Origin of the sequence: Pseudomonas sp. KCJK9016 (assembly GCF_046231795.1) — a bacterium.
Classification (GTDB): Bacteria; Pseudomonadota; Gammaproteobacteria; order Pseudomonadales; family Pseudomonadaceae; genus Aquipseudomonas; species Aquipseudomonas bananamidigenes.
Genome location: NZ_JBJJMM010000022.1, coordinates 79,161 through 100,529 on the forward strand (window position 1 = coordinate 79,161; position 21,369 = coordinate 100,529).

Below are 21,369 nucleotides of genomic sequence, written 5' to 3' on the forward strand. Positions count from 1 at the left end.
ACGCCAACGCGGGAGCAAGCTCCCGCGCGGCGACATCCTACCAGTCACCGCCGCAAGGCAGTCAACCGGGCGACCAACAACTTACTTGTGGTCTTTTACTTCTTCGAACTCGGCATCGACGACATCGTCAGCCTTTTCAGCTTTCTCGTCGTGCTGCGCCGCGCCTTCGGCAGGCTTAGCCTGTTCGGCGTACATCTTCTGGGCAACCGGAGCGGAGACTTTCGACAGCTCTTCGATCTTCGCTTCGATGGCAGCCTTGTCGTCACCCTTCACAGCAGCTTCCAGGGCAACCACGGCGGCCTCGATTGCAGTCTTCTCTTCTGCAGTCACTTTGTCGCCAGCGTCGGTGACCATTTTGCGAGTCGAGTGAACCAGCGCGTCACCCTGGTTACGGGCACCTGCCAGCTCTTCGAACTTGCGGTCTTCCTCGGCATTCAGCTCGGCGTCACGCACCATTTTCTGGATTTCTTCATCCGACAGACCGGAGTTGGCCTTGATGGTGATCTTCTGCTCTTTACCGGTCGCCTTGTCTTTCGCACCAACGTGCAGGATGCCGTTGGCGTCGATGTCGAAGGTCACTTCGATCTGTGGCACACCGCGTGGAGCCGGTGGAATCTCGGACAGGTCGAACTTGCCCAGCGACTTGTTCTGTGCGGCTTGCTTGCGCTCGCCCTGCAGGACGTGAATGGTCACGGCGCCCTGGTTGTCGTCGGCAGTCGAGAACACTTGCGATTTCTTGGTAGGAATCGTGGTGTTTTTCTCGATCAGCGCGGTCATCACGCCGCCCATGGTTTCGATACCCAGGGTCAGCGGGCTGACGTCGAGCAGCAGAACGTCTTTCACGTCACCGGCCAGAACGGCGCCCTGGATGGCAGCACCCATGGCAACAGCTTCGTCCGGGTTCACGTCCTTACGTGCTTCCTTGCCGAAGAAATCGGTCACTGCCTTCTGCACCAGCGGCATACGAGTCTGACCACCGACCAGGATCACGTCGTCGATCTTGCTGGCGTCGATGCCGGCGTCTTTCAGAGCGATGCGGCATGGCTCGATGGTACGGTTCACCAGATCTTCGACCAGCGACTCGAGCTTGGCACGAGAGATCTTCACGTTCAGGTGCTTCGGACCGGTCGCGTCTGCAGTGATGTACGGCAGGTTGACGTCGGTCGACTGAGAGGAAGACAGCTCGATCTTGGCTTTCTCAGCGGCTTCTTTCAGACGCTGCAGGGCCAGAGGATCGTTTTTCAGATCCATGCCGGACTCTTTCTTGAACTCGTCGACGAGGTAGTCGATCAGGCGCATGTCAAAGTCTTCACCACCCAGGAAGGTGTCGCCGTTGGTGGCCAGTACTTCGAACTGATGCTCGCCATCGACTTCGGCGATTTCAATCACGGACACGTCGAAGGTACCACCACCCAGGTCGTAAACGATCACGGTGTGATCGCCCTTGGCCTTGTCCATACCGTAAGCCAGAGCGGCTGCGGTTGGTTCGTTGATGATACGTTTTACGTCCAGACCGGCGATGCGACCGGCATCTTTGGTCGCCTGACGCTGGCTGTCGTTGAAGTAGGCCGGAACGGTGATGACCGCTTCGGTTACAGCTTCGCCAAGGTAGTCTTCGGCGGTCTTCTTCATCTTCTTCAGGACTTCGGCGCTGATTTGCGGCGGAGCCATTTGTTTGTCAGCGGCCTCGACCCACGCATCACCATTGCTGGCCTTGACGATTTTGTAAGGCACCAGCTTGATGTCTTTCTGCACGACTTCTTCGTCGAAGCGGCGGCCGATCAGGCGCTTCACCGCGAACAGTGTGTTGTGCGGGTTGGTCACAGCCTGACGCTTGGCGGACTGGCCGACCAGAATTTCGCCATCGTTGGCGTAAGCGATGATCGACGGCGTGGTACGCGCGCCTTCGGCGTTTTCAATAACTTTGGCTACGCCGTTTTCCAGCACGGAGACGCAGGAGTTGGTAGTCCCCAGGTCGATACCGATAATTTTGCCCATGTTCACTCTCCCGAAACTTTGGATTTGGTTGCCGCAGCAGTGGTGGCTAACTGCGGTAATACTTAAACGCTTGACTTCTAAATGGGGGCCTTGCGGCTAATTTCAAGCCTTCTCGTCAATCGAAGGCGAAACTGGCGCCGGCGCCTTGCTGACCACGACCATCGCCGGACGCAGCAGGCGGCCATTGAGCTGATAGCCCTTCTGGAACACCTTCAGAACGCTGTTCGGTTCCATGACGGCACTTTCCTGCATGGCCATTGCCTGGTGCTCAACGGCGTTGAACGGCTCACCTTCCTGCGGACTGACCGCGACAAGCTGATAGCGCTTGAGGGTGTCCTGGAACATTTTCAGGGTCAGCTCGATGCCTTCGCGCATCGGACGGATGCTTTCATCGTCCGGGCTCGACAGCTCAAGGCCGCGCTCCAGGCTGTCGACGATCGGCAGCAGATCACCGGCGAATTTTTCCAGCGCAAATTTGTGCGCCTTTTCGACGTCCTGCTCGGCACGGCGGCGGACGTTCTGCAGATCGGCAGCTACGCGCAGAGATTGATCCTGCGCGGCGGCCAATTGCTCTTCGAGCACTTGTACACGGGTCGCCAGGTCATCACCCGAAGTCTCGGGCGCCTGATTGGCTTCCGGATTCTGCGTATCTACTGTCTGTTCGTCAGCCATAGAATTCTCCTTTCAATATCGTCCGCGAGCTCGACTCGCGCTTCTGCCCCGGTATATGGGGCCGCAAAATCAGGCTTCAAGGGCTGACAACGATTAACCCTACAAAAAAGTGCTGCATTGTCATTTCCAGGCGCGATAAGCATTTGATCGGGTCAAACCAATCGAGCTAAGCGAGGGCATTGTCAGGCCGAAACAAAACACTGTATAAATAACCAGACCTGAAGCCTGGGAGCGGCCTTTATGCTGGTGCACCTGTCCGTACACAACTACGCCATCGTTGAACATCTCGATCTCGAACTCGATCGCGGGATGAGCGTGATTACCGGGGAAACCGGCGCCGGCAAATCGATCATGCTCGACGCGCTCGGCCTGACACTCGGCGATCGCGCCGACAGCGGCGTGGTTCGCCCGGGTGCGGACAAGGCCGACATCCTGGCGACCTTCGACCTGGCCGACATCCCCGAAGCTCGCTCCTGGCTGGCCGAGCGCGACCTGGAAAACGATGGCCCGTGCATCCTGCGCCGGGTCATCACCTCCGAAGGTCGTTCACGCGGCTATATAAATGGCACGCCGTGCCCACTCGGCGATCTCAAGGCCCTCGGTGAGCTGCTGATCGACATCCACAGCCAGCACGAACACCAATCCCTGCTAAAGACCGACACACATCGTCGACTGCTCGACGAGTACGCCGGCGCCACCGACCTTGCCCGTCAGGTACAACTGGCCGCCCAGCGCTGGCGCCAGACTCGCCAGGAGCTGGAGCGCCTGTCCAACTCCGGCGACGAACAACGCGCCCGTCATCAACTGCTCAGCTATCAACTCGAAGAGCTGGAAAACCTCGGTCTCGGCGAAAACGAACTGGAAGAACTGGAACAGGAACACAAGAATCTGACCAACGCCGAAACCCTGCTGGGTATCTGCCGGCAAGTGGTAGAGCAATGCAGTGAAAGCGACTCCGGCAACGTGCTGAACGCGCTGACCGCCAGCCTCAATCGCCTGTCCAGCGTGAACAACTCCATCGGCGCCCTGGGCGAGGCCAGCAGTTTGCTGACCAGCGCGCAGATCCAGGTCGAAGAGGCCGTTGGCGAGCTGAACCGCTTCCTCGACAACTTCGATGCCGACCCGGCACGCCTGCAGTATCTGGAAGAACGCCTCGACGCCATCTATACCCTGGCACGCAAGCACCGGATCCAGCCGACCGAAGTTGCCGAAATGCAGCAAAAGCTGCTGGATGAAATCGAAACCCTCAATGCCAACGACGAATCCATCGAACGCCTGGGCGAAGAACTGGCGTCGTATGCCCGCCACTATCAGGAAAAGGCTCGCGAGCTGAGTGATCTGCGCCATCAGGCTGCAGGCAGCCTGGCCGGTGCCGTGGAACAGGAGATTCAACGACTGGGCATGCCTGGCGGTCGCTTCACCATCGAACTTCGCCCCAACGTCAGCGGCGAACTCCAGCCCAATGGCCTCGAACAGGTTGAACTGCTGGTCAGCGCCAACCCCGGCCAACCCTTGAAAGCCCTGGCCAAAGTGGCATCTGGCGGCGAACTCTCACGAATCAGTCTGGCGATTCAGGTCATCACCGCCCAGACGTCCCGCGTACCGACACTGGTCTTCGACGAAGTGGACGTGGGCATCGGTGGCCCAACCGCCGAGATCGTCGGCCAGTTGCTGCGACGCCTGGGTGAACGCGGGCAAGTACTGACCGTTACGCACTTGCCGCAAGTGGCGGCTCAGGGGCATCAGCATCTGTTCGTGCACAAGGTACGCGGCGAACAGGCGACCCACACCGCCGTCTCGAAGCTGTGCAAGAATGACCGTATAGAAGAAGTCGCAAGGATGCTCGGCGGTATCGATTTGACCAAAGAGTCTCTGGCCCACGCCAGGAAGATGGTCGTTACCGCAAAGGTTTAAGCACCACAGAAAGCACGAAGGCGACCCTCGGGTCGCCTTCGTTAGTTTCGCGAAGCTGAAATTCGCGCGACATGCTTACTTTTTCTTGCGCACGTACAGCACCAGATTGTGATCCACCAGCTCGAAACCATGCTCCTCGGCGATAGCCTTCTGGAGTTTTTCGATTTCCGGACTGACGAACTCAACAACCTCGCCGGAGTCCACATTGACCATATGGTCGTGGTGGCCACCGTCGGCCAGTTCGAATACCGCGTGGCCACCGTCGAAGTTGTGACGGACCACAAGGCCAGCAGCTTCGAACTGGGTCAGAACACGGTAAACCGTGGCCAGACCGACGTCCTCGCCCGCTTCCATCAACGCCTTGTAGACGTCCTCGGCACTCATGTGACGCTGCTCGGTAGAGTCGAGCATTTGCAGGATCTTGACCCGTGGCAGGGTCACTTTGAGGCCGGCTTTGCGTAGTTCGCTATTTTCAACCATGGTCAGCTTTCTCGCGATGCTGCTTCGCAGCTTCTCTTAATGCGGGTATGATCGGCGTTTACGTTGTCCCAGCCAAGATAGTGGAAGTCGCCCACCGATGCAAAACACCAAGCTCTTGCTAACCAGTTTCACCTTTGTGGGACTGCTCGCACTCGCCGGTTGTTCATTCCCCGGGGTTTACAAAATCGACATCCAGCAGGGCAATGTCGTCACGCAGGACATGATAGACCAGTTGCGCCCGGGAATGACCCGGCCACAAGTACGGTTTATCATGGGCAACCCTCTGCTTGTCGACACGTTCCATGCCGATCGCTGGGATTATCTGTACAGCCTGCAACCTGGTGGCGGTGAACGCCAGCAGGAACGCATGAGTGTCTTTTTCGACTCGAATGACCGCCTTGTCAGCCTCTCCGGTGACTTCATGCCGGGCGTGAGCCGTGACGAAGCCATTCTCGGCAAGGACAGCGGCACTACCGTCACCGCTCCTGCCGAAAACGCCGAGAAGCCAAAACCGGAAAAACCGGTCAAGCCAGGTTCCTTGCTGGATCAGATCCAGAAGGACGTCGATGGTGTGGAAACCGTACCGGTTCCGACACCAGAGCCACTGGACACCTCGCCGCAATAATGTGCGACGCAATAAAAAACCCGGACATTCCGGGTTTTTTATTGCCTGCAGATCGGCGTAATCACTGATTTCTCGCTTTGGCCTCGGCAGCCTTGGCGGCCCGCAATCGACGCACTTCTTTCGGATCAGCCAACAATGGCCGGTAGATTTCGAGGCGATCCCCCGCCTGAACAACCCGCACATCCGGATCGACAATCACCTTGCCGAAAATTCCGACCGGACAGGCAGTCAGATCCAGCTCAGGAAAGTCGGCGCCAATGCCGCTGGCCAACAGCGCAGCACGCACGGTTGATCCCTTTTCCACGCTAATCGTGCGCAGCACCTGACGATCAACCGCCGCATACACCACTTCGATTTCGATCACCGGCTCAACCATGCAACTGCTTGGCGCGCTGGCAGAATGCATCCACCAGTGTGTTCGCGGCCTGATTGAACAGCGGCCCGAGCGTGGCGCGCACCAGCGGGCCGGCATAATCGAAGGACAGATCGAGGCTGATCTTGCAGGCCTTCTCGTTCAGCGCCTTGAATACCCAGACGCCGTGCAACTGATTGAACGGCCCTTCTTCGAGGTTCATCTCGATCGACTGACCCGGCACCAGGGTGTTACGCGTCACAAAGTGCTGACTCAATCCTCCCTTGGCCACGCCGACACTGGCGCGCATGTGTTCGGGCGAGCTTTCCAGAACTTCTGCGGAGGAACACCACGGCAGAAACTCCGGATAACGCGCCACGTCATTGACCAGGTCATAGAGAAACTGCGCCGGGTAAGGCAGCAGTGCCGATCGTTGAATATGTGTCGTCATGTGAGCGTTACTTCCAGAGCTGGGTGGCAAACACTACAAGAATGCCGATGGGCGCCACATAGCGCATCAAGAACAGAGACAGAGCGAACAGCGCCGGGCTGCGAATCGACAATTCGTCACGCACCGCTTCGCGCCCCATCACCCAACCGGCAAAGAGCACAAAGCACAGCCCGCCGAGTGGCAGCATGATTCGCGAGGTGAAGAAGTCGATCACACCAAAGAAGTCCAGACCGCTTGCAGCACCCCATTGGTAGAGATGGAACATCCCGCCTTCGTTCACGAAAAATTTGGCTTCCTTCCAGATATTGAAGGAAAACACCGTACCCAGCCCGACGAACCAGCAGGTGAACGCCAGCCAGAACGTCACCCAGGCACGACTGATTTTAGTCCGCTCGACCAGATAGGCGACCATCGGCTCCAGCAGGGAAATGGCCGAACTCCAGGCAGCAATTGCCACCAGGACGAAGAACACCACGCCCATCAATTGACCGAATAGCACGTTACCAAATGCAAATGGCAGGCTGACGAACATCAGCCCCGGACCTTCGCTCGGGTTCAGACCGCCGGCAAACACAATCGGAAACAGTGCCAGACCGGCCACCAGCGATACAAAGGTATCGAGCAGCGCCACACCCACGACGGTGCCGGACAGCGAGGCCTCCTTGGTCATGTAGGCGCCGTAGATCATGATCGAGCCCACGCCCACGCTCAGCGAGAAGAACGCGTGCCCCATGGCCGGCAGCAGGCCGTCGAGGACTTTCTCCGGGTGGAAGTCGAACATGAAATGCACGCCTTCCATGAAATGCCCGGTGGTCATGCTATAGCCCAGCAAGACGAGAACCATCACAAACAGCAAAGGCATCATGATCCGCAGACTGCGCTCAAGCCCGGCGACCACGCCTTTGGCGATCACGATGGCGGAAAGGAGCATGAAAACCGTGTGCCAGAGCGTGATGCGCCAGGGATCGGCGATGACATTGCCAAAATAGGCACCGACCTGATCGGCCGTCGCCCCCTGGAAATCCCCGCGCCCCATGTCGATGATGTAATCCAGCGACCAGCCGCCGACCACGCTATAGAAAGACAGGATCAGCAACGCCGTGATCATCCCGGCGAACGCCCCCCACGACCACTTGCCCGAGTGCCCCGCCTCCCGGGCCAGCACCTTCAGGGCGTTGGCCGGACTCTGCCGAGCACGCCGGCCGATCAGGGTTTCCGCGAGCATCACCGGGATGCCGATCAGCGCAATGCAGGCCAGGAACATCAGCACAAAAGCACCACCACCGTAGACCCCGACCATGTAGGGGAACTTCCAGATGCTGCCCAGTCCCACGGCCGAACCGGTCGCGGCGAATATGAAAACCCAGCGGCTAGCCCAACTGCCGTGGACAGAAACCTTGTCTGTCGACATCGTTTATCACGCCCAAGCGTTAGAAAAAGAGGCCGCATTGTCCGGGATTCACTCAACCTGCTCAAGCACGCAGCATCACCGTAGCCGACAGCCATTTATCTCCATATAATGCCGCCCCTATGGCTAAACAGAAGAAACACCCAACAGGGACCATCGCGCAAAACAAAAAGGCGCGACACGATTACTTCATCGAGCACAAGTTCGAGGCTGGTCTGGTCCTGGCCGGCTGGGAAGTAAAAAGTCTGCGGGCAAGCAAGCTGCAACTGGTCGACAGTTACGTCCTGCTCAAGGACGGCGAAGCCTGGCTGCTCGGCAGTCACATCACGCCGTTGACGACTGCCAGCACCCACGTCATCGCCGACCCGGTCCGCACCCGCAAGCTGCTGCTCAACCGCCGCGAGCTGGACAAGCTGGCCGCTGCCGTGCAGCAGAAGGGTTATGCCTGCGTCTGCCTGTCCTGGTACTGGAGCAAGCACATGGTCAAGTGCGAGATCGCTCTGGGCAAGGGCAAGAAGGAATACGACAAGCGCGATACCGAACGCGAACGCGATGCCGGTCGCGAGCTGCAGCGTGCTGTGCGCAACAAGGGCAAGGAAGACTGATTCCTCAACCTTGATCCGGCTCTGTGGCGAGAGAGCTTGCTCCCGCTCGACTGCGAAGCAGTCGCCTGGTCTTCATGAAATGACCAGTACCGGGAGCAAGCTCCCTCGCCACAATCAATCGTTCACCGCTACATCCCTTTGCGCCGCTCCGCCCGAGCCACGCGCTGAACTTCCTGACGCACCTCTTCCAGCACTTCCTGCACGTACAGAATGTGCCGACTGGACACCTCGCGCGCCTGCTCCGCACGCCCTTCGATAATCGCCTGATACAGTTCCCGATGCTGAGTGATCAGCATGTCGCGGGTTTCCGTGCGCTGTTTGTACATACCGCCAATGTTGGTCACCACGTTGCGCTTGAGCAGGTCGAACAACCCGCGAATGGTGTGCAGCAACACAGCGTTGTGGCTGGCCTCGGCGATGGCCAAGTGGAATTTCGCGTCCGCCGCGCCTTCCTCGGCCCGACTCACTTCGTCATGCCGCGAGTAGCAATCCTGCAATTCTTCGAACGCAGCAGTCAGCCGTTCGCGATCCACGTCTGTAGCGCGCAATGCTGCGTAATAGGCGCACGATGCCTCCAGCGTATGGCGAAATTCCAGCAAATCGCGCTGGGCCTCCGGATTGCTTTCCAGCAATTGCAGCAGCGGGTCACTGAAAGTCGAGCCCAGGCTGTCCACCACGTAATTGCCGCCACCCTGCTTGCTGACCAGCAACCCCTTGGCCGCCAGTTTCTGGATCGCCTCGCGCAGCGACGGTCGGGAAACACCGAACTGCTCAGCCAACACGCGCTCGGCCGGCAATCTCTCGCCAGGCTTCAGCGTGCCCTCAAGGATCATCCCCTCAAGCCGCTCGACAATATCGTCAGACAAACGGCGCTGACGTATCTGATCAAACCCCATCACTCAATTCTCCACGAGCCCGACCACTCGCCGGGCTCTCTATTCTGGCCTATCGGCGCCCTGCCGACACCTGCCAGATGAAACGCCCCGGAGCGGATCAGATCGAGCCTGCACCGGTCATTCGACGAAAGTTTCCGGGCGACAAATTGACACACCGACATCAAGGCTTTTACCCTAGCCGACAGCGATTGTAAATTGGTCTTACCAATTAACCAAGAACGCTGACAGTGCCTGACCAACAACAATTAGGGGCCACCCCATATGCAAACCTGGCAACAGCTCTACAGCCCGCTCGGCAGTCTCGGCGTGTCCGCTCTCGCGGCCGTCATCCCCATCGTGTTCTTCTTTCTTGCTCTGGCGGTGTTCCGCCTCAAAGGCCATGTCGCCGGCAGCATCACGCTGGCTCTGGCGATCCTTGTGGCAATCTTCGCGTTCCAGATGCCGGTGGACATGGCGTTCGCCGCTGCCGGATATGGTTTTGCCTATGGTCTGTGGCCGATTGCCTGGATCATCGTGGCGGCGGTGTTCCTGTACAAACTGACGGTCAAGAGCGGTCAGTTCGAAGTCATCCGCAGTTCAGTGCTGTCGATCACCGATGACCAGCGCTTACAGGTGCTGCTGATCGGTTTCTGCTTTGGCGCCTTCCTCGAAGGTGCAGCCGGTTTCGGTGCACCGGTGGCGATTACTGCCGCGCTGCTGGTAGGACTGGGCTTCAATCCGCTGTACGCCGCCGGCCTGTGCCTGATTGCCAACACCGCGCCGGTTGCATTCGGTGCCTTGGGGATTCCGATCATCGTCGCCGGGCAGGTCACCGGTATCGATGCATTCAAGATCGGCGCCATGACCGGCCGCCAGTTGCCGCTGCTGTCGCTGTTCGTGCCGTTCTGGCTGGTGTTCATGATGGACGGCCTGCGCGGCGTGCGTGAAACCTGGCCAGCCGCACTGGTTGCCGGCCTGAGCTTCGCCGTGACCCAGTACTTCACCTCGAACTTCATCGGCCCGGAACTGCCGGACATCACCTCGGCCCTGGCCAGCCTGATTGCGCTGACGCTGTTCCTGAAAATCTGGCAGCCGAAACGCGCCGCCGGCCAACACATTGCCGGTGCGGTTTCCGCTTCAGCGGTAACCGCCAGCGTCGGTGGTTTCGGCCAAAAACGCACCACCATCGAATCCCCCTACAGCCTCGGGGAAATCTTCAAGGCCTGGTCGCCGTTCCTGATCCTCACCGTGCTGGTCACCATCTGGACCCTCAAACCGTTCAAGGCCATGTTCGCCGCCGGCGGCTCGATGTATGCCTGGGTGTTCAACTTCGCGATCCCGCACCTGGATCAACTGGTGATCAAGACCGCACCGATCGTCGCCACACCGACAGCCATCCCGGCGGTGTTCAAGCTCGACCCGATCTCCGCCACCGGCACGGCGATTTTCTTCTCGGCGCTGATCTCGATGGTGATCCTTAAGATCAACTTCAAAACTGGTCTGACCACTTTGAAAGAGACCTTCTACGAACTGCGCTGGCCTATTCTGTCGATCGGCATGGTGCTGGCGTTCGCCTTCGTCACCAACTATTCCGGCATGTCCTCGACCATGGCCCTGGTGCTGGCCGCGACCGGCGCGGCATTCCCGTTCTTCTCGCCGTTCCTCGGTTGGCTGGGTGTGTTTCTCACCGGTTCCGATACCTCGTCCAACGCGCTGTTCAGTTCGCTGCAAGCAACCACCGCGCACCAGATCGGGGTCAACGACACCTTGCTTGTCGCTGCCAATACCAGCGGCGGCGTGACCGGCAAGATGATTTCGCCGCAGTCGATCGCCGTCGCCTGTGCCGCGACCGGGCTGGTAGGCAAGGAATCCGACCTGTTCCGCTTCACCCTCAAGCACAGCCTATTCTTTGCAACGATTGTCGGCCTGATCACCCTGGCTCAGGCCTACTGGTTCACCGGCATGCTGGTGCACTGATACCTGCAAGAAGACCACAAGCGACATGGAAATAACCGACGCCGGTTCGCGATTGCGGCGTCAGCAATTCACAACCCGGTCTGTAAGGCTGCTGAAAGCAACACGCTCTATATTCGGCAGCCTCGACAGACGGATAACCGGGTCCACCCGGAGACACGCCTGATGAGCGAGCTTTTTTACAACGCCGTGCCCAACGCCACCCGCGTTGCACCACCACTGCCCGAGCCCCGGCAGTACCCGAGCGAGAAACCGTCGCGGGTCTACCTGTTCGGCACCTGCGTGGTCGACCTGTTTTATCCCGAAGCGGGGATGGACGCGATCCACTTGCTGGAACGCGAAGGCATTCGGGTCGACTACCCGCAAGGGCAGAGCTGCTGCGGACAACCGGCCTACACCTCGGGTTACACCGAGCAGGCACGGACGGTGGCGCGCTCGCAACTGGCGCTGTTTGCCGGGGATTATCCAGTGGTGGTGCCGTCCGGCTCCTGCGCGGGAATGATCCGTGAGCATTACGCCGACTTGTTCAAGGACGAGCCGCAAACGCTGAAACAGGTTCAGGCCCTCGCGGCCCGCACCTATGAGCTGGCCGAGTTCCTGCTGTTCGTCTGCAAGGTGCAGCTCAAGGACAGCGGCGAGCCGGTCAAAGTGGCGCTGCACACGTCGTGCTCGGCACGACGGGAAATGAACACCCACCTGCACGGCCGTGAGTTGTTGGCGCAGTTGAGCAACGTGGAACGGGTCAACCACGATCACGAAAGCGAATGCTGTGGCTTCGGTGGGACATTCAGCGTCCGTATGCCAGACATTTCCGGCGCGATGGTGGCTGACAAGACCCGGGCGTTGAAGGAATCCGGTGCGCATCAGGTACTCAGTGCCGACTGCGGCTGCCTGATGAACATCAACGGCTCGCTGGAAAAACAGAAAGAAGCGCTGCGCGGGCAACACCTGGCAAGTTTCCTCTGGCAACGAACCGGAGGTGCGCGATGAGCACTTCCACAATGATTCCTGTGGTTGCCGTAGAAGACGACTTCCGCGCCCGGGCGCACAACGCTCTGGGCGATTCGCAGTTGCGGAACAACTTCCGCACCGCGATGGATTCACTGATGACCAAGCGGGCAGCGGCTTTCAGCGATGCCCACGAAAGAGAACACCTGCGCGCACTGGGCAATGCGATCCGGGCCCGCGCGCTCTCCAAGTTGCCCGACCTGCTCGAGCAACTGGAACAGAACCTGACCCGCAACGGTGTGACAGTGCACTGGGCGGAAACGGTGGACGAGGCCAATGGCATCGTCCTTTCGATCATCCGCGCTCACGAGGCGCGGCAAGTGATCAAGGGCAAATCGATGGTCAGCGAAGAGATGGAGATGAACCATTTCCTCGAGGCTCAAGACATTGAATGTCTGGAGTCCGACATGGGGGAATACATCGTCCAGCTCGACCACGAGAAGCCTTCTCACATCATCATGCCGGCAATCCACAAGAATGCCGGTCAGGTCGCGTCCTTGTTCCACGACAAACTTGGCGTGGAATACACCAAGGACGTTGACCAACTCATTCAGATCGGTCGCAGGGTCCTGCGGCAGAAATTCTTCGAAGCGGACATCGGCGTCTCCGGTGTCAACTTCGCCGTGGCTGAAACCGGCACCCTGCTGCTGGTGGAAAACGAAGGCAACGGACGCATGACCACCACCGTGCCGCCGGTGCACATCGCCGTCACCGGCATCGAAAAAGTCGTGGAAAACCTGCGCGACGTGGTGCCGCTGCTGTCGTTGCTGACCCGTTCGGCGCTGGGCATTCCGATCACCACCTACGTCAACATGATCTCCGGCCCGCGCAAGGAACACGAACTCGACGGCCCGCAGGAAGTGCATCTGGTCCTGCTCGACAACGGGCGCAGCCAGGCGTTTGCCGACAGCGAACTGCGCCAGACGTTGAACTGCATCCGCTGCGGCGCCTGCATGAATCATTGCCCGGTCTACACCCGTATCGGCGGCCATACCTACGGCAAGGTTTACCCCGGCCCGATCGGCAAAATCATCACCCCGCACATGGTCGGCCTGGCGAAAGTCCCGGATCACCCGAGCGCGTCTTCGTTGTGCGGTGCCTGCGGCGAGGTGTGCCCGGTGAAGATTCCGATCCCTGCGCTGCTGCGTCGTCTGCGCGAAGAAAACGTCAAAGCCCCTGACAGCCCTCATCAAGTGATGCGCGGCCAGGGCAGCAAGTATTCGCGCAAGGAACGGTTCATCTGGAATGCCTGGGCGAAGCTCAACAGCTCGCCGACTTTGTATCGACTGTTTGCGTTCTTCGCCACACGCCTGCGTGCGCTGACGCCGAACAATGTCGGCCCGTGGACGCAGAATCACAGCGCTCCGAAACCCGCCGCCCGCTCACTGCATGACATGGCCCGCGAGCATCTGGCCAAACAAGGAGACCGTTGATGAGCGCCAAGCAAAACATCCTCGGCAAGTTGCGTAAAAGTCTGACCGGCACCACACCGATTGCCGACAACTTCGACGTCGATCTGGTAACCCGGCCTTACACCTACAGCGCCGAACAACGGATCCCGCAACTGCGCAAACTGATGGAAGCGGTGCACACCGAAATCCATCTGACGTCTGCGGACGCGTGGCCGGCTCTTCTCGCGCAATTGCTGCGCGACCGCCAGTTACCAAGCCTGCTGATCGCACCGACGACGCCTCACGGGCAACGCATCACACAACACTGGGCGAACAATCCGGGTCTGCCGACGCTGAAGTCCTACGACCGGCCAGTGGAGGAATGGAAAGCCGAGTTGTTCAACGACACCCCGGCCAGCCTTACCGGCACCCTTGGCGCCATCGCCGCAACGGGCAGCCTGATTCTCTGGCCGAGCCGCGAAGAACCACGATTGATGAGCCTGGTACCGCCGGTGCACTTCGCCCTGCTCAAGGCCAGCCAGATCCGTGACAACTTCTATGAGGTGCAGCAGGAATTCGAGTGGGCGCAAGGCATGCCGACCAATGCATTGCTGGTGTCCGGCCCGTCGAAAACCGCCGACATCGAACAAGTGCTGGCCTACGGCGCCCACGGCCCGAAAGACCTGGTGGTGTTGATCCTGGAGGACCAATGACCTTACCGGCGACTTTCCTGCGCGATGCGCAACAACTGATTCCGGCCGAACGGCGTTTCGATGACCCGCTGTCGACGCTGGCCTTCGGAACCGACGCCAGCTTCTATCGGTTGATTCCGCAACTGGTGATCCGCGTCGAATCCGAAGATGAAGTGGTGGCGCTGCTGAAACTGGCCCGCCGCGATCAGGTGCCGGTGACCTTCCGCGCCGCCGGCACCAGCCTGTCCGGCCAGGCGATCAGCGATTCGGTGCTGATCGTGCTTGGGGATAACTGGAATGCCCGTGAGATTCGAGGGCAAGGCATGCAGATCCGCCTGCAACCGGGGGTGATCGGCGCCCAGGCCAACGCCTGGCTGGCGCCGTTCGGGCGCAAGATCGGCCCGGATCCGGCGTCGATCAACGCCTGCAAGATCGGCGGCATCGTCGCCAACAACGCCAGCGGCATGTGCTGCGGCACCGCACAAAATACCTACCATACGTTGGCCGGAATTCGTCTGGTGCTGGCCGACGGCACGCGCCTGGACACCGAGGACGCCGCCAGCGTCGCGGCATTTCGCACCAGCCACGGCGAATTGCTGGAGCGTTTGGCGACATTGGGCCGCGAGACCCGCGCCAATACCGAACTGGCTGCACGAATCCGCCACAAATATCGTCTGAAAAATACCACCGGCCTGTCGCTCAACGCCCTGGTGGATTTCGATGAGCCAGTGGATATCCTGAGTCACCTGCTGGTGGGTTCCGAAGGTACTCTCGGCTTCATCAGCGCAGTGACCTACGACACGGTGATCGACCACCCGAACAAAGCCTCGGCACTGATCGTTTTTCCGGATGTGGAAACCTGCTGCAACGCGGTCACCGTACTGAAAAGCCAGCCGGTGTCCGCCGTGGAGCTGCTCGACCGCCGCAGCCTGCGCTCGGTGCAGGACAAACCAGGCATGCCGGATTTCGTAAGGCACCTGTCGAACAATGCCTGCGCGCTGCTGATCGAATCCCGCGCCGCATCTTCCACTTTGCTGCAAGAGCAACTGGCGCAGATCATGGCCTCGCTCAACGGCTTCCCGGTGGAAAAACAGGTCGATTTCACCGAAGACCCGGTGGAGAACGCCCGCCTCTGGGCCATCCGCAAGGACACCTTCCCCGCCGTCGGCGCCGTGCGCAAGACCGGCACTACGGTAATCATCGAGGACGTCACCTTCCCGGTGGAACAACTGGCCATCGGTGTGAACCGTCTGATCGAGCTGTTCGACAAACATCACTACGACGAAGCGATCCTTTTCGGACACGCACTGGAAGGCAATCTGCACTTCGTCTTCACCCAAGGCTTCAACAGTCCGGAAGAAGTCGCACGCTATCAGGCGTTCATGGACGACGTGGCGCAGTTGGTGGCCGTGGAATTCGGTGGCTCGTTAAAGGCCGAGCACGGCACCGGACGCAACATGGCGCCGTTTGTCGAACAGGAATGGGGTAGCGACGCCTATCAGTTGATGTGGCAACTCAAGCGCCTGCTCGATCCTCAGGGCATTCTCAACCCGGACGTGGTGCTCAGCGAAGATCCGCAGATCCACCTCAAGCACCTGAAACCGCTGCCGGCCGCTGACGAGATTGTGGATAAGTGCATCGAGTGCGGTTTCTGCGAGCCGGTTTGCCCATCGAAAGGCCTGACCCTGAGCCCGCGCCAGCGCATCGTGATCTGGCGCGATATTCAGGCGCGAAAGCGCGCCGGCATCGACACCACCGAACTGGAAAAAGCCTACGAGTACCAGGGCATCGAAACCTGCGCCGCGACCGGTTTGTGCGCGCAGCGCTGCCCTGTAGGCATCAACACCGGCGAGCTGGTGAAAAAGCTGCGCGCCCGTAACGCCACCCATACGAAAGCGGCTAACTGGATCGAAGGAAATTTCGCCACCACCCTGCAAGGCGCGCGGTTCACCCTGCACGTGGCCAACGGTGCGCGGATGCTGCTGGGAGCACCGCGTCTGGCGAAGTTGTCGGCAACACTGACACGCCTGTCCAAAGGCCAGGTGCCGCAGTGGACCAACGCCATGCCGCAACCGGAAAAAGCCATTCGGGTCAGCCCCGGCCTGTCGGACGAACGCCCGCGTGTGGTGTACCTGGCGGCTTGCGTGTCGCGTGTGATGGGGCCAGCGGCGGGCGACAAGGAGCAGATGTCGCTGTACGACAAGACCCGTGGCCTGCTGGAGAAGGCCGGTTATCAGGTGGTGCTTCCGGACAATCTGGACAACCTCTGCTGCGGCCAGCCCTTCGCCTCCAAAGGCTATGCCGAACAGGCCGAGCACAAGCGCCAGGAACTGATCGGCGCCCTGCTGCACGCCAGCCGTGGCGGGCTCGATCCGATCTACTGCGACACCAGCCCCTGCACCTTGCGACTGGTACAGGATGTAGGAAATGTTCGTCTCGATCTGTATGACCCTGTGCGCTTCATCCGCACCCATCTGATGGACCGGCTGGAGTTCATCCCACAGGAAGCACCGATTGCCGTGCATGTGACGTGCAGCACTCAGCATCTGGGCGAGAGTCAGGCACTGATCGATCTGGCGCGCAAGTGCAGCAAGAACGTGGTGATCCCGGAGGGCATTCATTGCTGTGGTTTCGCCGGCGACAAGGGCTTCACCACACCGGAGCTCAACGGCCATTCGCTGCGTACCCTCAAGGATGCGGTGCAACATTGCAGCGAAGGGATCTCCACCAGCCGCACCTGTGAGATCGGCCTGACGCAACACGGCGGCATCAACTACCACGGGCTGGTGTATCTGGTGGATCGGGTGACCCGGGCGAAAACCGGCTGAAGAAAAATAGAACTCCTTGAAAGCCACGGCAGTCCACAGAACAGCCCCGCCAAACGGGGCTTTTCCTCAACCCGGTTGCCCGTCCTGACGGCCAGCGAAGTCTGGATCCCTCAGTTCAAGGAGATTCATATGAAACGTTCTGTACTGTTAGGTCTGTTCGTTACGGCATCGATGATGGCATCCGCCTCGTTCGCGGCCGACAAGCCTGCCGACCTGTGCGATGCCAACATCCAGACCATCAACAATGCCAAGGCCCAGCTTTCATCGTCGCCGGAACTGAGCCAGCGCGCCGAAACCAGTGTGCAGAAGGCACAGGCGCTCAAGGCCCAAGGCAAAATCGATGATTGCGTCGCAGAAACCTCGCAGACCATTACGGAACTCCGAAAATCCAGCGGCACCAACAATTGATCGAAGCCCGGCCAACCTTCGGGTTGGCCTCGCGGGCCGTTTGGCGTACACTGCACGTGCTTGTTGCTCCAACAGATGTACCGGGCAATGAGTTCGGGGCCGTTCAGGATTCGACGCCGGTTGCGAAACTCTAGGTGCATGCCGACTTGGTAACAGAAGTCGTAAATCCACTGTTGCAACTTCTTATAGTTGCCAATGACGACCAATACGGTGCTGCTCTCGCTGCTTAATTGCAGCTGACATGCACTTCTGGTGCCTTCGGGCCCAGCAATCATCAGGGGATGTCTGTAAACCCGAAATGATTGTCATATAGAACAGAATCGCCGTGCAGTACGTTGTGGACGAAGCGGCTAAAACTTACACAACTCGCCCAAAGCACCCTGCCCGTCGGGTCGCTGAGGGTTAACTTAATAGACACGGCTAAGCATGTAGTACCGACAGCGGAGTACTGGCGGACGGGGGTTCAAATCCCCCCGGCTCCACCAACTCAATAAAAAAGACGTCCTTGGACGTCTTTTTTTGTGTCTGCGATTTAGTAAATCAGCGCTGACTATTGGACTAGGAAGACCTTTTACGCAGGCACGTAAACGTAGCTCAGCGGCACCAATCGTTTAGTCTCGGGATCGGTAGCCGCGAAATGGGCCAGCAATGTGCGAGCCAATTCATTTATCGTCCACTCTCCCTCAGATAGCGCCTCCTTGGTGAACCCGCCGGTGCTGACATACAGCCCGTGATCATCTTTGTGCCTACTGTAATGGGCAACAATTTCCAGAGAATGCTCTCCTCATCCGCCCAGCAAAATAGCGGCAATTGGAAAGCGTCAGCCGCCACTGGAAAGCTCCGCTGTTATGAAAAAAACGAACAGGGTTATGAGAAAGACGGGGCGTAACGATCGCCTCGAAAAAGAACTACGCCCTCCGACAGCCCAGCCCTCCCTTGCCGCTCTCAACAGTTATTGCAAACACTGGCAAGCAACTCTGCCTGCAGACGGCTGTGATAGAAAAACAAAACATCTGCGCAGACAGAGAAAACCCTTACAATCCAAAGCCGGATTTCCTACATATTTTTACCTCACCACTGATACCCAAGAGATAGCCCTGTGAGTGACTCAGACAGCTCATCCGCGCCACTGGTTGACGTAGTGAAGCTTGCCGCCTCCCTCCAGCGGTTCGCAGATGATCGCGACTGGCAGCAGTTCCACTCTCCCAAAAATCTCATCCTGGCTCTCACTGGCGAGGTAGGAGAGCTGTGCGAGATTTTCCAATGGATGAGCGATGCCGATTCGATTTCCGCCGCAACAGATCCCGAAATCGGCCAAGCCGTAAAGGATGAACTGGCGGACGTACTGATGTACCTGGTTCGCCTGAGCAGCGTGCTCAGCATCGACCTCAACGAGGCTGTGACACGGAAACTCGCCTCGAACGGCCAGAAGTACCCCGTGGATAAAGCCAAAAGCAGCAGCAAAAAGTACGACCGACTCTGAACAACTCGAATCCAAGGACAGCCCGTGATCGTCTACGCTGCGACCAAACAGCAATTTCTCAAAGACAACGATAACGATGACATTGAGGAGGTGATCCTCAGGCATTACAAGGAAGCTACCGGCAAGAACGTTGGCTCCTCGGAAATCAGGTCGTGGCAAGGGTCCCTGACGTACATGGCCAAGGTCCTTAGAGATGAAGGCCTCCCGAGCGATGCAGGCCTGGCCATCGAATTGCACATTCCGCAGTCGTCGAAGCGAATCGACTTTCTGCTCACCGGTCGCGACGAAAACCAGGCAAAAAAGGCCGTACTGATCGAGCTGAAGCAATGGAGTAAGGCCAACGCCACTACCAAAGATGCCATCGTCAAAACGGCATTGGGTGGCGGCCTCATTGAGACCATTCACCCGTCCTACCAAGTGTGGTCATATGCAGCGCTGCTGGAAGGCTTCAACGAGGCGGTGTATGACAAAAGCATCGAAATCCGTCCGTGTGCGTACCTCCATAACTACGTCAGCGACGGCGTCATAGATTCAGCTCACTATGAACCCCACATCAACAAGGCTCCGCTGTTTCTGAAAGGCCCGGAAGAGCTCAGTAAGCTCAGAAGCTTTTTGAAAAAGCATATAAGCCATGGCGACAATAAAGAGGTGCTGTACGAGCTGTCCGAAGGAAAAATTCGCCCGTCCAAGGCGCTAGCCGAAGCCCTCGGTGGGTTGATGAAAGGCAAACCCGAGTTCGTATTGATTGACGATCAGAAAGCAATTTTTGAGTCGGCGCTGGCGGCGGCAAGCGAGGCCTCGGACCAAGCCCCCAAGGTGATGATCATTGAAGGTGGACCGGGCACCGGGAAGACCGTTCTGGCTATCAATCTGCTGGTGAGGCTCACCGAATTGAAGCTGATGAGCAAATACGTCTCCAAGAACGCAGCCCCGCGCAAGGTCTACGAGAGCAAACTGGTTGGCACCATCAAGCGCAGCCATTTCTCGAATTTCTTTTCAGGCTCTGGGGCATTCATCGACACTGAGCCCAACACATTCGATGCGCTTATCGTGGACGAAGCTCACCGGCTGAATGAGAAAAGCGGGCTTTATGGAAACCTTGGGGAAAACCAGATCAAGGAGCTGATTGATTCAGCGAAATGCTCCATTTTCTTTATTGATGAGGACCAGCGTGTAACCTTGAGCGATATCGGCAGCAAGCAGGCGATACGCGCCTTTGCAAAAGCCAAGGGTGCTGTGGTTGAAGAACACGTGCTGTCTTCGCAGTTTCGCTGCAGTGGTTCTGATGGTTACCTGGCATGGCTGGATGACACGCTAGGCATTCGCTCGACGGCAAATCCGACGCTTGAGACCCAAGAGTACGAGTTTAAGGTGTTCGACTCACCTCAGGCGATGCATGACGCAATCAACGAAAAAAACCACGGAAACAAAGCTCGTGTGGTCGCGGGCTATTGCTGGCCTTGGTTGAGCAAGAAAGACCCCACCGCTGCTGATATCGTGATTGGTGACTACAAACGCCAATGGAACCTGGATCAGGATGGCAGCCTATGGATCATCGCTGAGAACTCCATTGAGCAGGTTGGCTGCATTCATACCTGCCAAGGTTTGGAAGTCGACTACATTGGGGTGATTATCGGACCAGATCTGATCGTACGTGACGGTCAGGTAGTGACATCCCCGGATGAGCGCGACAAGCACGATAAATCGATTCGCGGCTGGAAAAAAATGATGAAAGAGCAACCTGCCCTCGCGAAAAGTGAAACAGACCTGATTATCAAAAATACGTACCGAACCCTGATGACAAGGGGGATGAAGGGTTGCTACCTGTACTGCACCGACAAAGAGACGGCGCAATACTTCGAGAGTCGGCTTAGCCAACACAGCAATCATTGACGATATCGTTTGCTAGACCCCCTGTGCCGGCGAGCGTAGGGGCAACAATCAACAGTGCGACCATCTGCTTTATAGATTCGGCCCCGATTCGTTTTTGGGCGCGGTTCTTAAAAAGCACCGTCCATCGGAATCCAGGCCACGCAGCGTTCCAACTGGTATTCCAAGCAAGTTGATCTAAAAATTATTTACTAGCCAAAACAGATAGATACCGACCGGTTTCAAATTACCCCGGCCCACCAACTATCAGCGACAAGGCCCGCCAAGTGCGGGCCTCGTCGCATCTGGGGATTCATATCCGGAAAGCCAGCTTCA

At 58.5% G+C, this 21,369-nt stretch carries 18 protein-coding genes and 1 other RNA gene; 12 read left to right on the forward strand and 7 right to left on the reverse strand.

Annotated features, from left to right (window positions below; all coding sequences use genetic code 11):
* Positions 1-81: 81 nt before the first annotated feature.
* Positions 82-1,998, reverse strand: coding sequence for a molecular chaperone DnaK (gene dnaK / locus ACK6BI_RS20805; RefSeq protein WP_409318534.1), 1,917 nt, complete (start codon positions 1,996-1,998; stop codon positions 82-84).
* 102 nt (positions 1,999-2,100) lie between these two features.
* Positions 2,101-2,670, reverse strand: coding sequence for a nucleotide exchange factor GrpE (gene grpE, locus ACK6BI_RS20810; protein ID WP_409318535.1), 570 nt, complete (start codon positions 2,668-2,670; stop codon positions 2,101-2,103).
* 240 nt (positions 2,671-2,910) lie between these two features.
* Between grpE and recN the strand changes: the two genes are divergently transcribed.
* Positions 2,911-4,584, forward strand: a complete 1,674-nt coding sequence (gene recN / locus ACK6BI_RS20815; protein ID WP_409318536.1) for a DNA repair protein RecN — start codon at positions 2,911-2,913, stop codon at positions 4,582-4,584.
* A gap of 75 nt (positions 4,585-4,659) precedes the next feature.
* Here recN and fur read toward each other — a convergent pair whose 3' ends face one another.
* Positions 4,660-5,064 (reverse strand): ferric iron uptake transcriptional regulator, encoded by a 405-nt coding sequence (gene fur / locus ACK6BI_RS20820; RefSeq protein WP_065259963.1) that lies wholly within the window; start codon positions 5,062-5,064, stop codon positions 4,660-4,662.
* Between the two features lie 97 nt (positions 5,065-5,161).
* Here fur and ACK6BI_RS20825 point away from each other — a divergent pair, with 97 nt between their 5' ends.
* Positions 5,162-5,689 (forward strand): outer membrane protein assembly factor BamE, encoded by a 528-nt coding sequence (locus ACK6BI_RS20825; protein WP_260522159.1) that lies wholly within the window; start codon positions 5,162-5,164, stop codon positions 5,687-5,689.
* Between the two features lie 61 nt (positions 5,690-5,750).
* On the opposite strand, the gene ACK6BI_RS20830 is transcribed toward ACK6BI_RS20825, so the two are convergent.
* The 3 genes from ACK6BI_RS20830 to ACK6BI_RS20840 are packed head-to-tail and all read right to left on the reverse strand — an operon-like array spanning position 5,751 to position 7,903.
* Positions 5,751-6,065, reverse strand: coding sequence for an RnfH family protein (locus ACK6BI_RS20830; RefSeq protein ID WP_409318537.1), 315 nt, complete (start codon positions 6,063-6,065; stop codon positions 5,751-5,753).
* Positions 6,058-6,492 (reverse strand): type II toxin-antitoxin system RatA family toxin, encoded by a 435-nt coding sequence (locus ACK6BI_RS20835; protein ID WP_065259960.1) that lies wholly within the window; start codon positions 6,490-6,492, stop codon positions 6,058-6,060. Before ACK6BI_RS20835 ends, ACK6BI_RS20830 begins: the two co-directional genes overlap by 8 nt.
* Positions 6,493-6,499: 7 nt before the next feature.
* Positions 6,500-7,903, reverse strand: coding sequence for a sodium-dependent transporter (locus ACK6BI_RS20840; RefSeq protein ID WP_409318538.1), 1,404 nt, complete (start codon positions 7,901-7,903; stop codon positions 6,500-6,502).
* A gap of 119 nt (positions 7,904-8,022) precedes the next feature.
* Between ACK6BI_RS20840 and smpB the strand changes: the two genes are divergently transcribed.
* Positions 8,023-8,505: an SsrA-binding protein SmpB gene (gene smpB / locus ACK6BI_RS20845; RefSeq protein WP_409318539.1), complete on the forward strand. Its 483-nt coding sequence runs from the start codon at positions 8,023-8,025 to the stop codon at positions 8,503-8,505.
* A 128-nt stretch (positions 8,506-8,633) separates the two neighbouring features.
* Here smpB and ACK6BI_RS20850 read toward each other — a convergent pair whose 3' ends face one another.
* A complete protein-coding gene (locus ACK6BI_RS20850; RefSeq protein WP_260523479.1) occupies positions 8,634-9,401 on the reverse strand; it encodes an FCD domain-containing protein in 768 nt (255 codons plus the stop codon).
* A 261-nt stretch (positions 9,402-9,662) separates the two neighbouring features.
* Here ACK6BI_RS20850 and ACK6BI_RS20855 point away from each other — a divergent pair, with 261 nt between their 5' ends.
* The 9 genes from ACK6BI_RS20855 to ACK6BI_RS20895 all read left to right on the forward strand — a co-directional run bounded on the left by ACK6BI_RS20855 (position 9,663) and on the right by ACK6BI_RS20895 (position 21,057).
* Positions 9,663-11,357: a lactate permease LctP family transporter gene (locus ACK6BI_RS20855; protein WP_409318540.1), complete on the forward strand. Its 1,695-nt coding sequence runs from the start codon at positions 9,663-9,665 to the stop codon at positions 11,355-11,357.
* A gap of 162 nt (positions 11,358-11,519) precedes the next feature.
* Positions 11,520-12,344, forward strand: coding sequence for a (Fe-S)-binding protein (locus ACK6BI_RS20860; RefSeq protein WP_065259955.1), 825 nt, complete (start codon positions 11,520-11,522; stop codon positions 12,342-12,344).
* Positions 12,341-13,795 (forward strand): LutB/LldF family L-lactate oxidation iron-sulfur protein, encoded by a 1,455-nt coding sequence (locus ACK6BI_RS20865; RefSeq protein WP_409318541.1) that lies wholly within the window; start codon positions 12,341-12,343, stop codon positions 13,793-13,795. Before ACK6BI_RS20860 ends, ACK6BI_RS20865 begins: the two co-directional genes overlap by 4 nt.
* Positions 13,795-14,466: a lactate utilization protein C gene (locus ACK6BI_RS20870; RefSeq protein WP_409318542.1), complete on the forward strand. Its 672-nt coding sequence runs from the start codon at positions 13,795-13,797 to the stop codon at positions 14,464-14,466. Before ACK6BI_RS20865 ends, ACK6BI_RS20870 begins: the two co-directional genes overlap by 1 nt.
* On the forward strand, positions 14,463-17,273 hold the full coding sequence (locus ACK6BI_RS20875; RefSeq protein ID WP_409318543.1) for an FAD-binding and (Fe-S)-binding domain-containing protein: 2,811 nt from the start codon (positions 14,463-14,465) through the stop codon (positions 17,271-17,273). The genes ACK6BI_RS20870 and ACK6BI_RS20875 overlap by 4 nt, the downstream gene beginning before the upstream one ends.
* Positions 17,274-17,402: 129 nt before the next feature.
* Entirely contained in the window at positions 17,403-17,681 is a 279-nt protein-coding gene (locus ACK6BI_RS20880; protein WP_065259951.1) for a hypothetical protein, read from the forward strand.
* A 95-nt stretch (positions 17,682-17,776) separates the two neighbouring features.
* Positions 17,777-18,166, forward strand: a transfer-messenger RNA (tmRNA) gene (gene ssrA, locus ACK6BI_RS20885).
* A gap of 614 nt (positions 18,167-18,780) precedes the next feature.
* On the forward strand, positions 18,781-19,164 hold the full coding sequence (locus ACK6BI_RS20890; protein WP_409318544.1) for a nucleotide pyrophosphohydrolase: 384 nt from the start codon (positions 18,781-18,783) through the stop codon (positions 19,162-19,164).
* A 24-nt stretch (positions 19,165-19,188) separates the two neighbouring features.
* Positions 19,189-21,057 carry a DNA/RNA helicase domain-containing protein gene (locus tag ACK6BI_RS20895; protein WP_409318545.1) on the forward strand — a complete coding sequence of 623 codons (1,869 nt, stop codon included), beginning with the start codon at positions 19,189-19,191 and terminating at the stop codon, positions 21,055-21,057.
* The last annotated feature ends 312 nt before the right edge of the window (positions 21,058-21,369 follow it).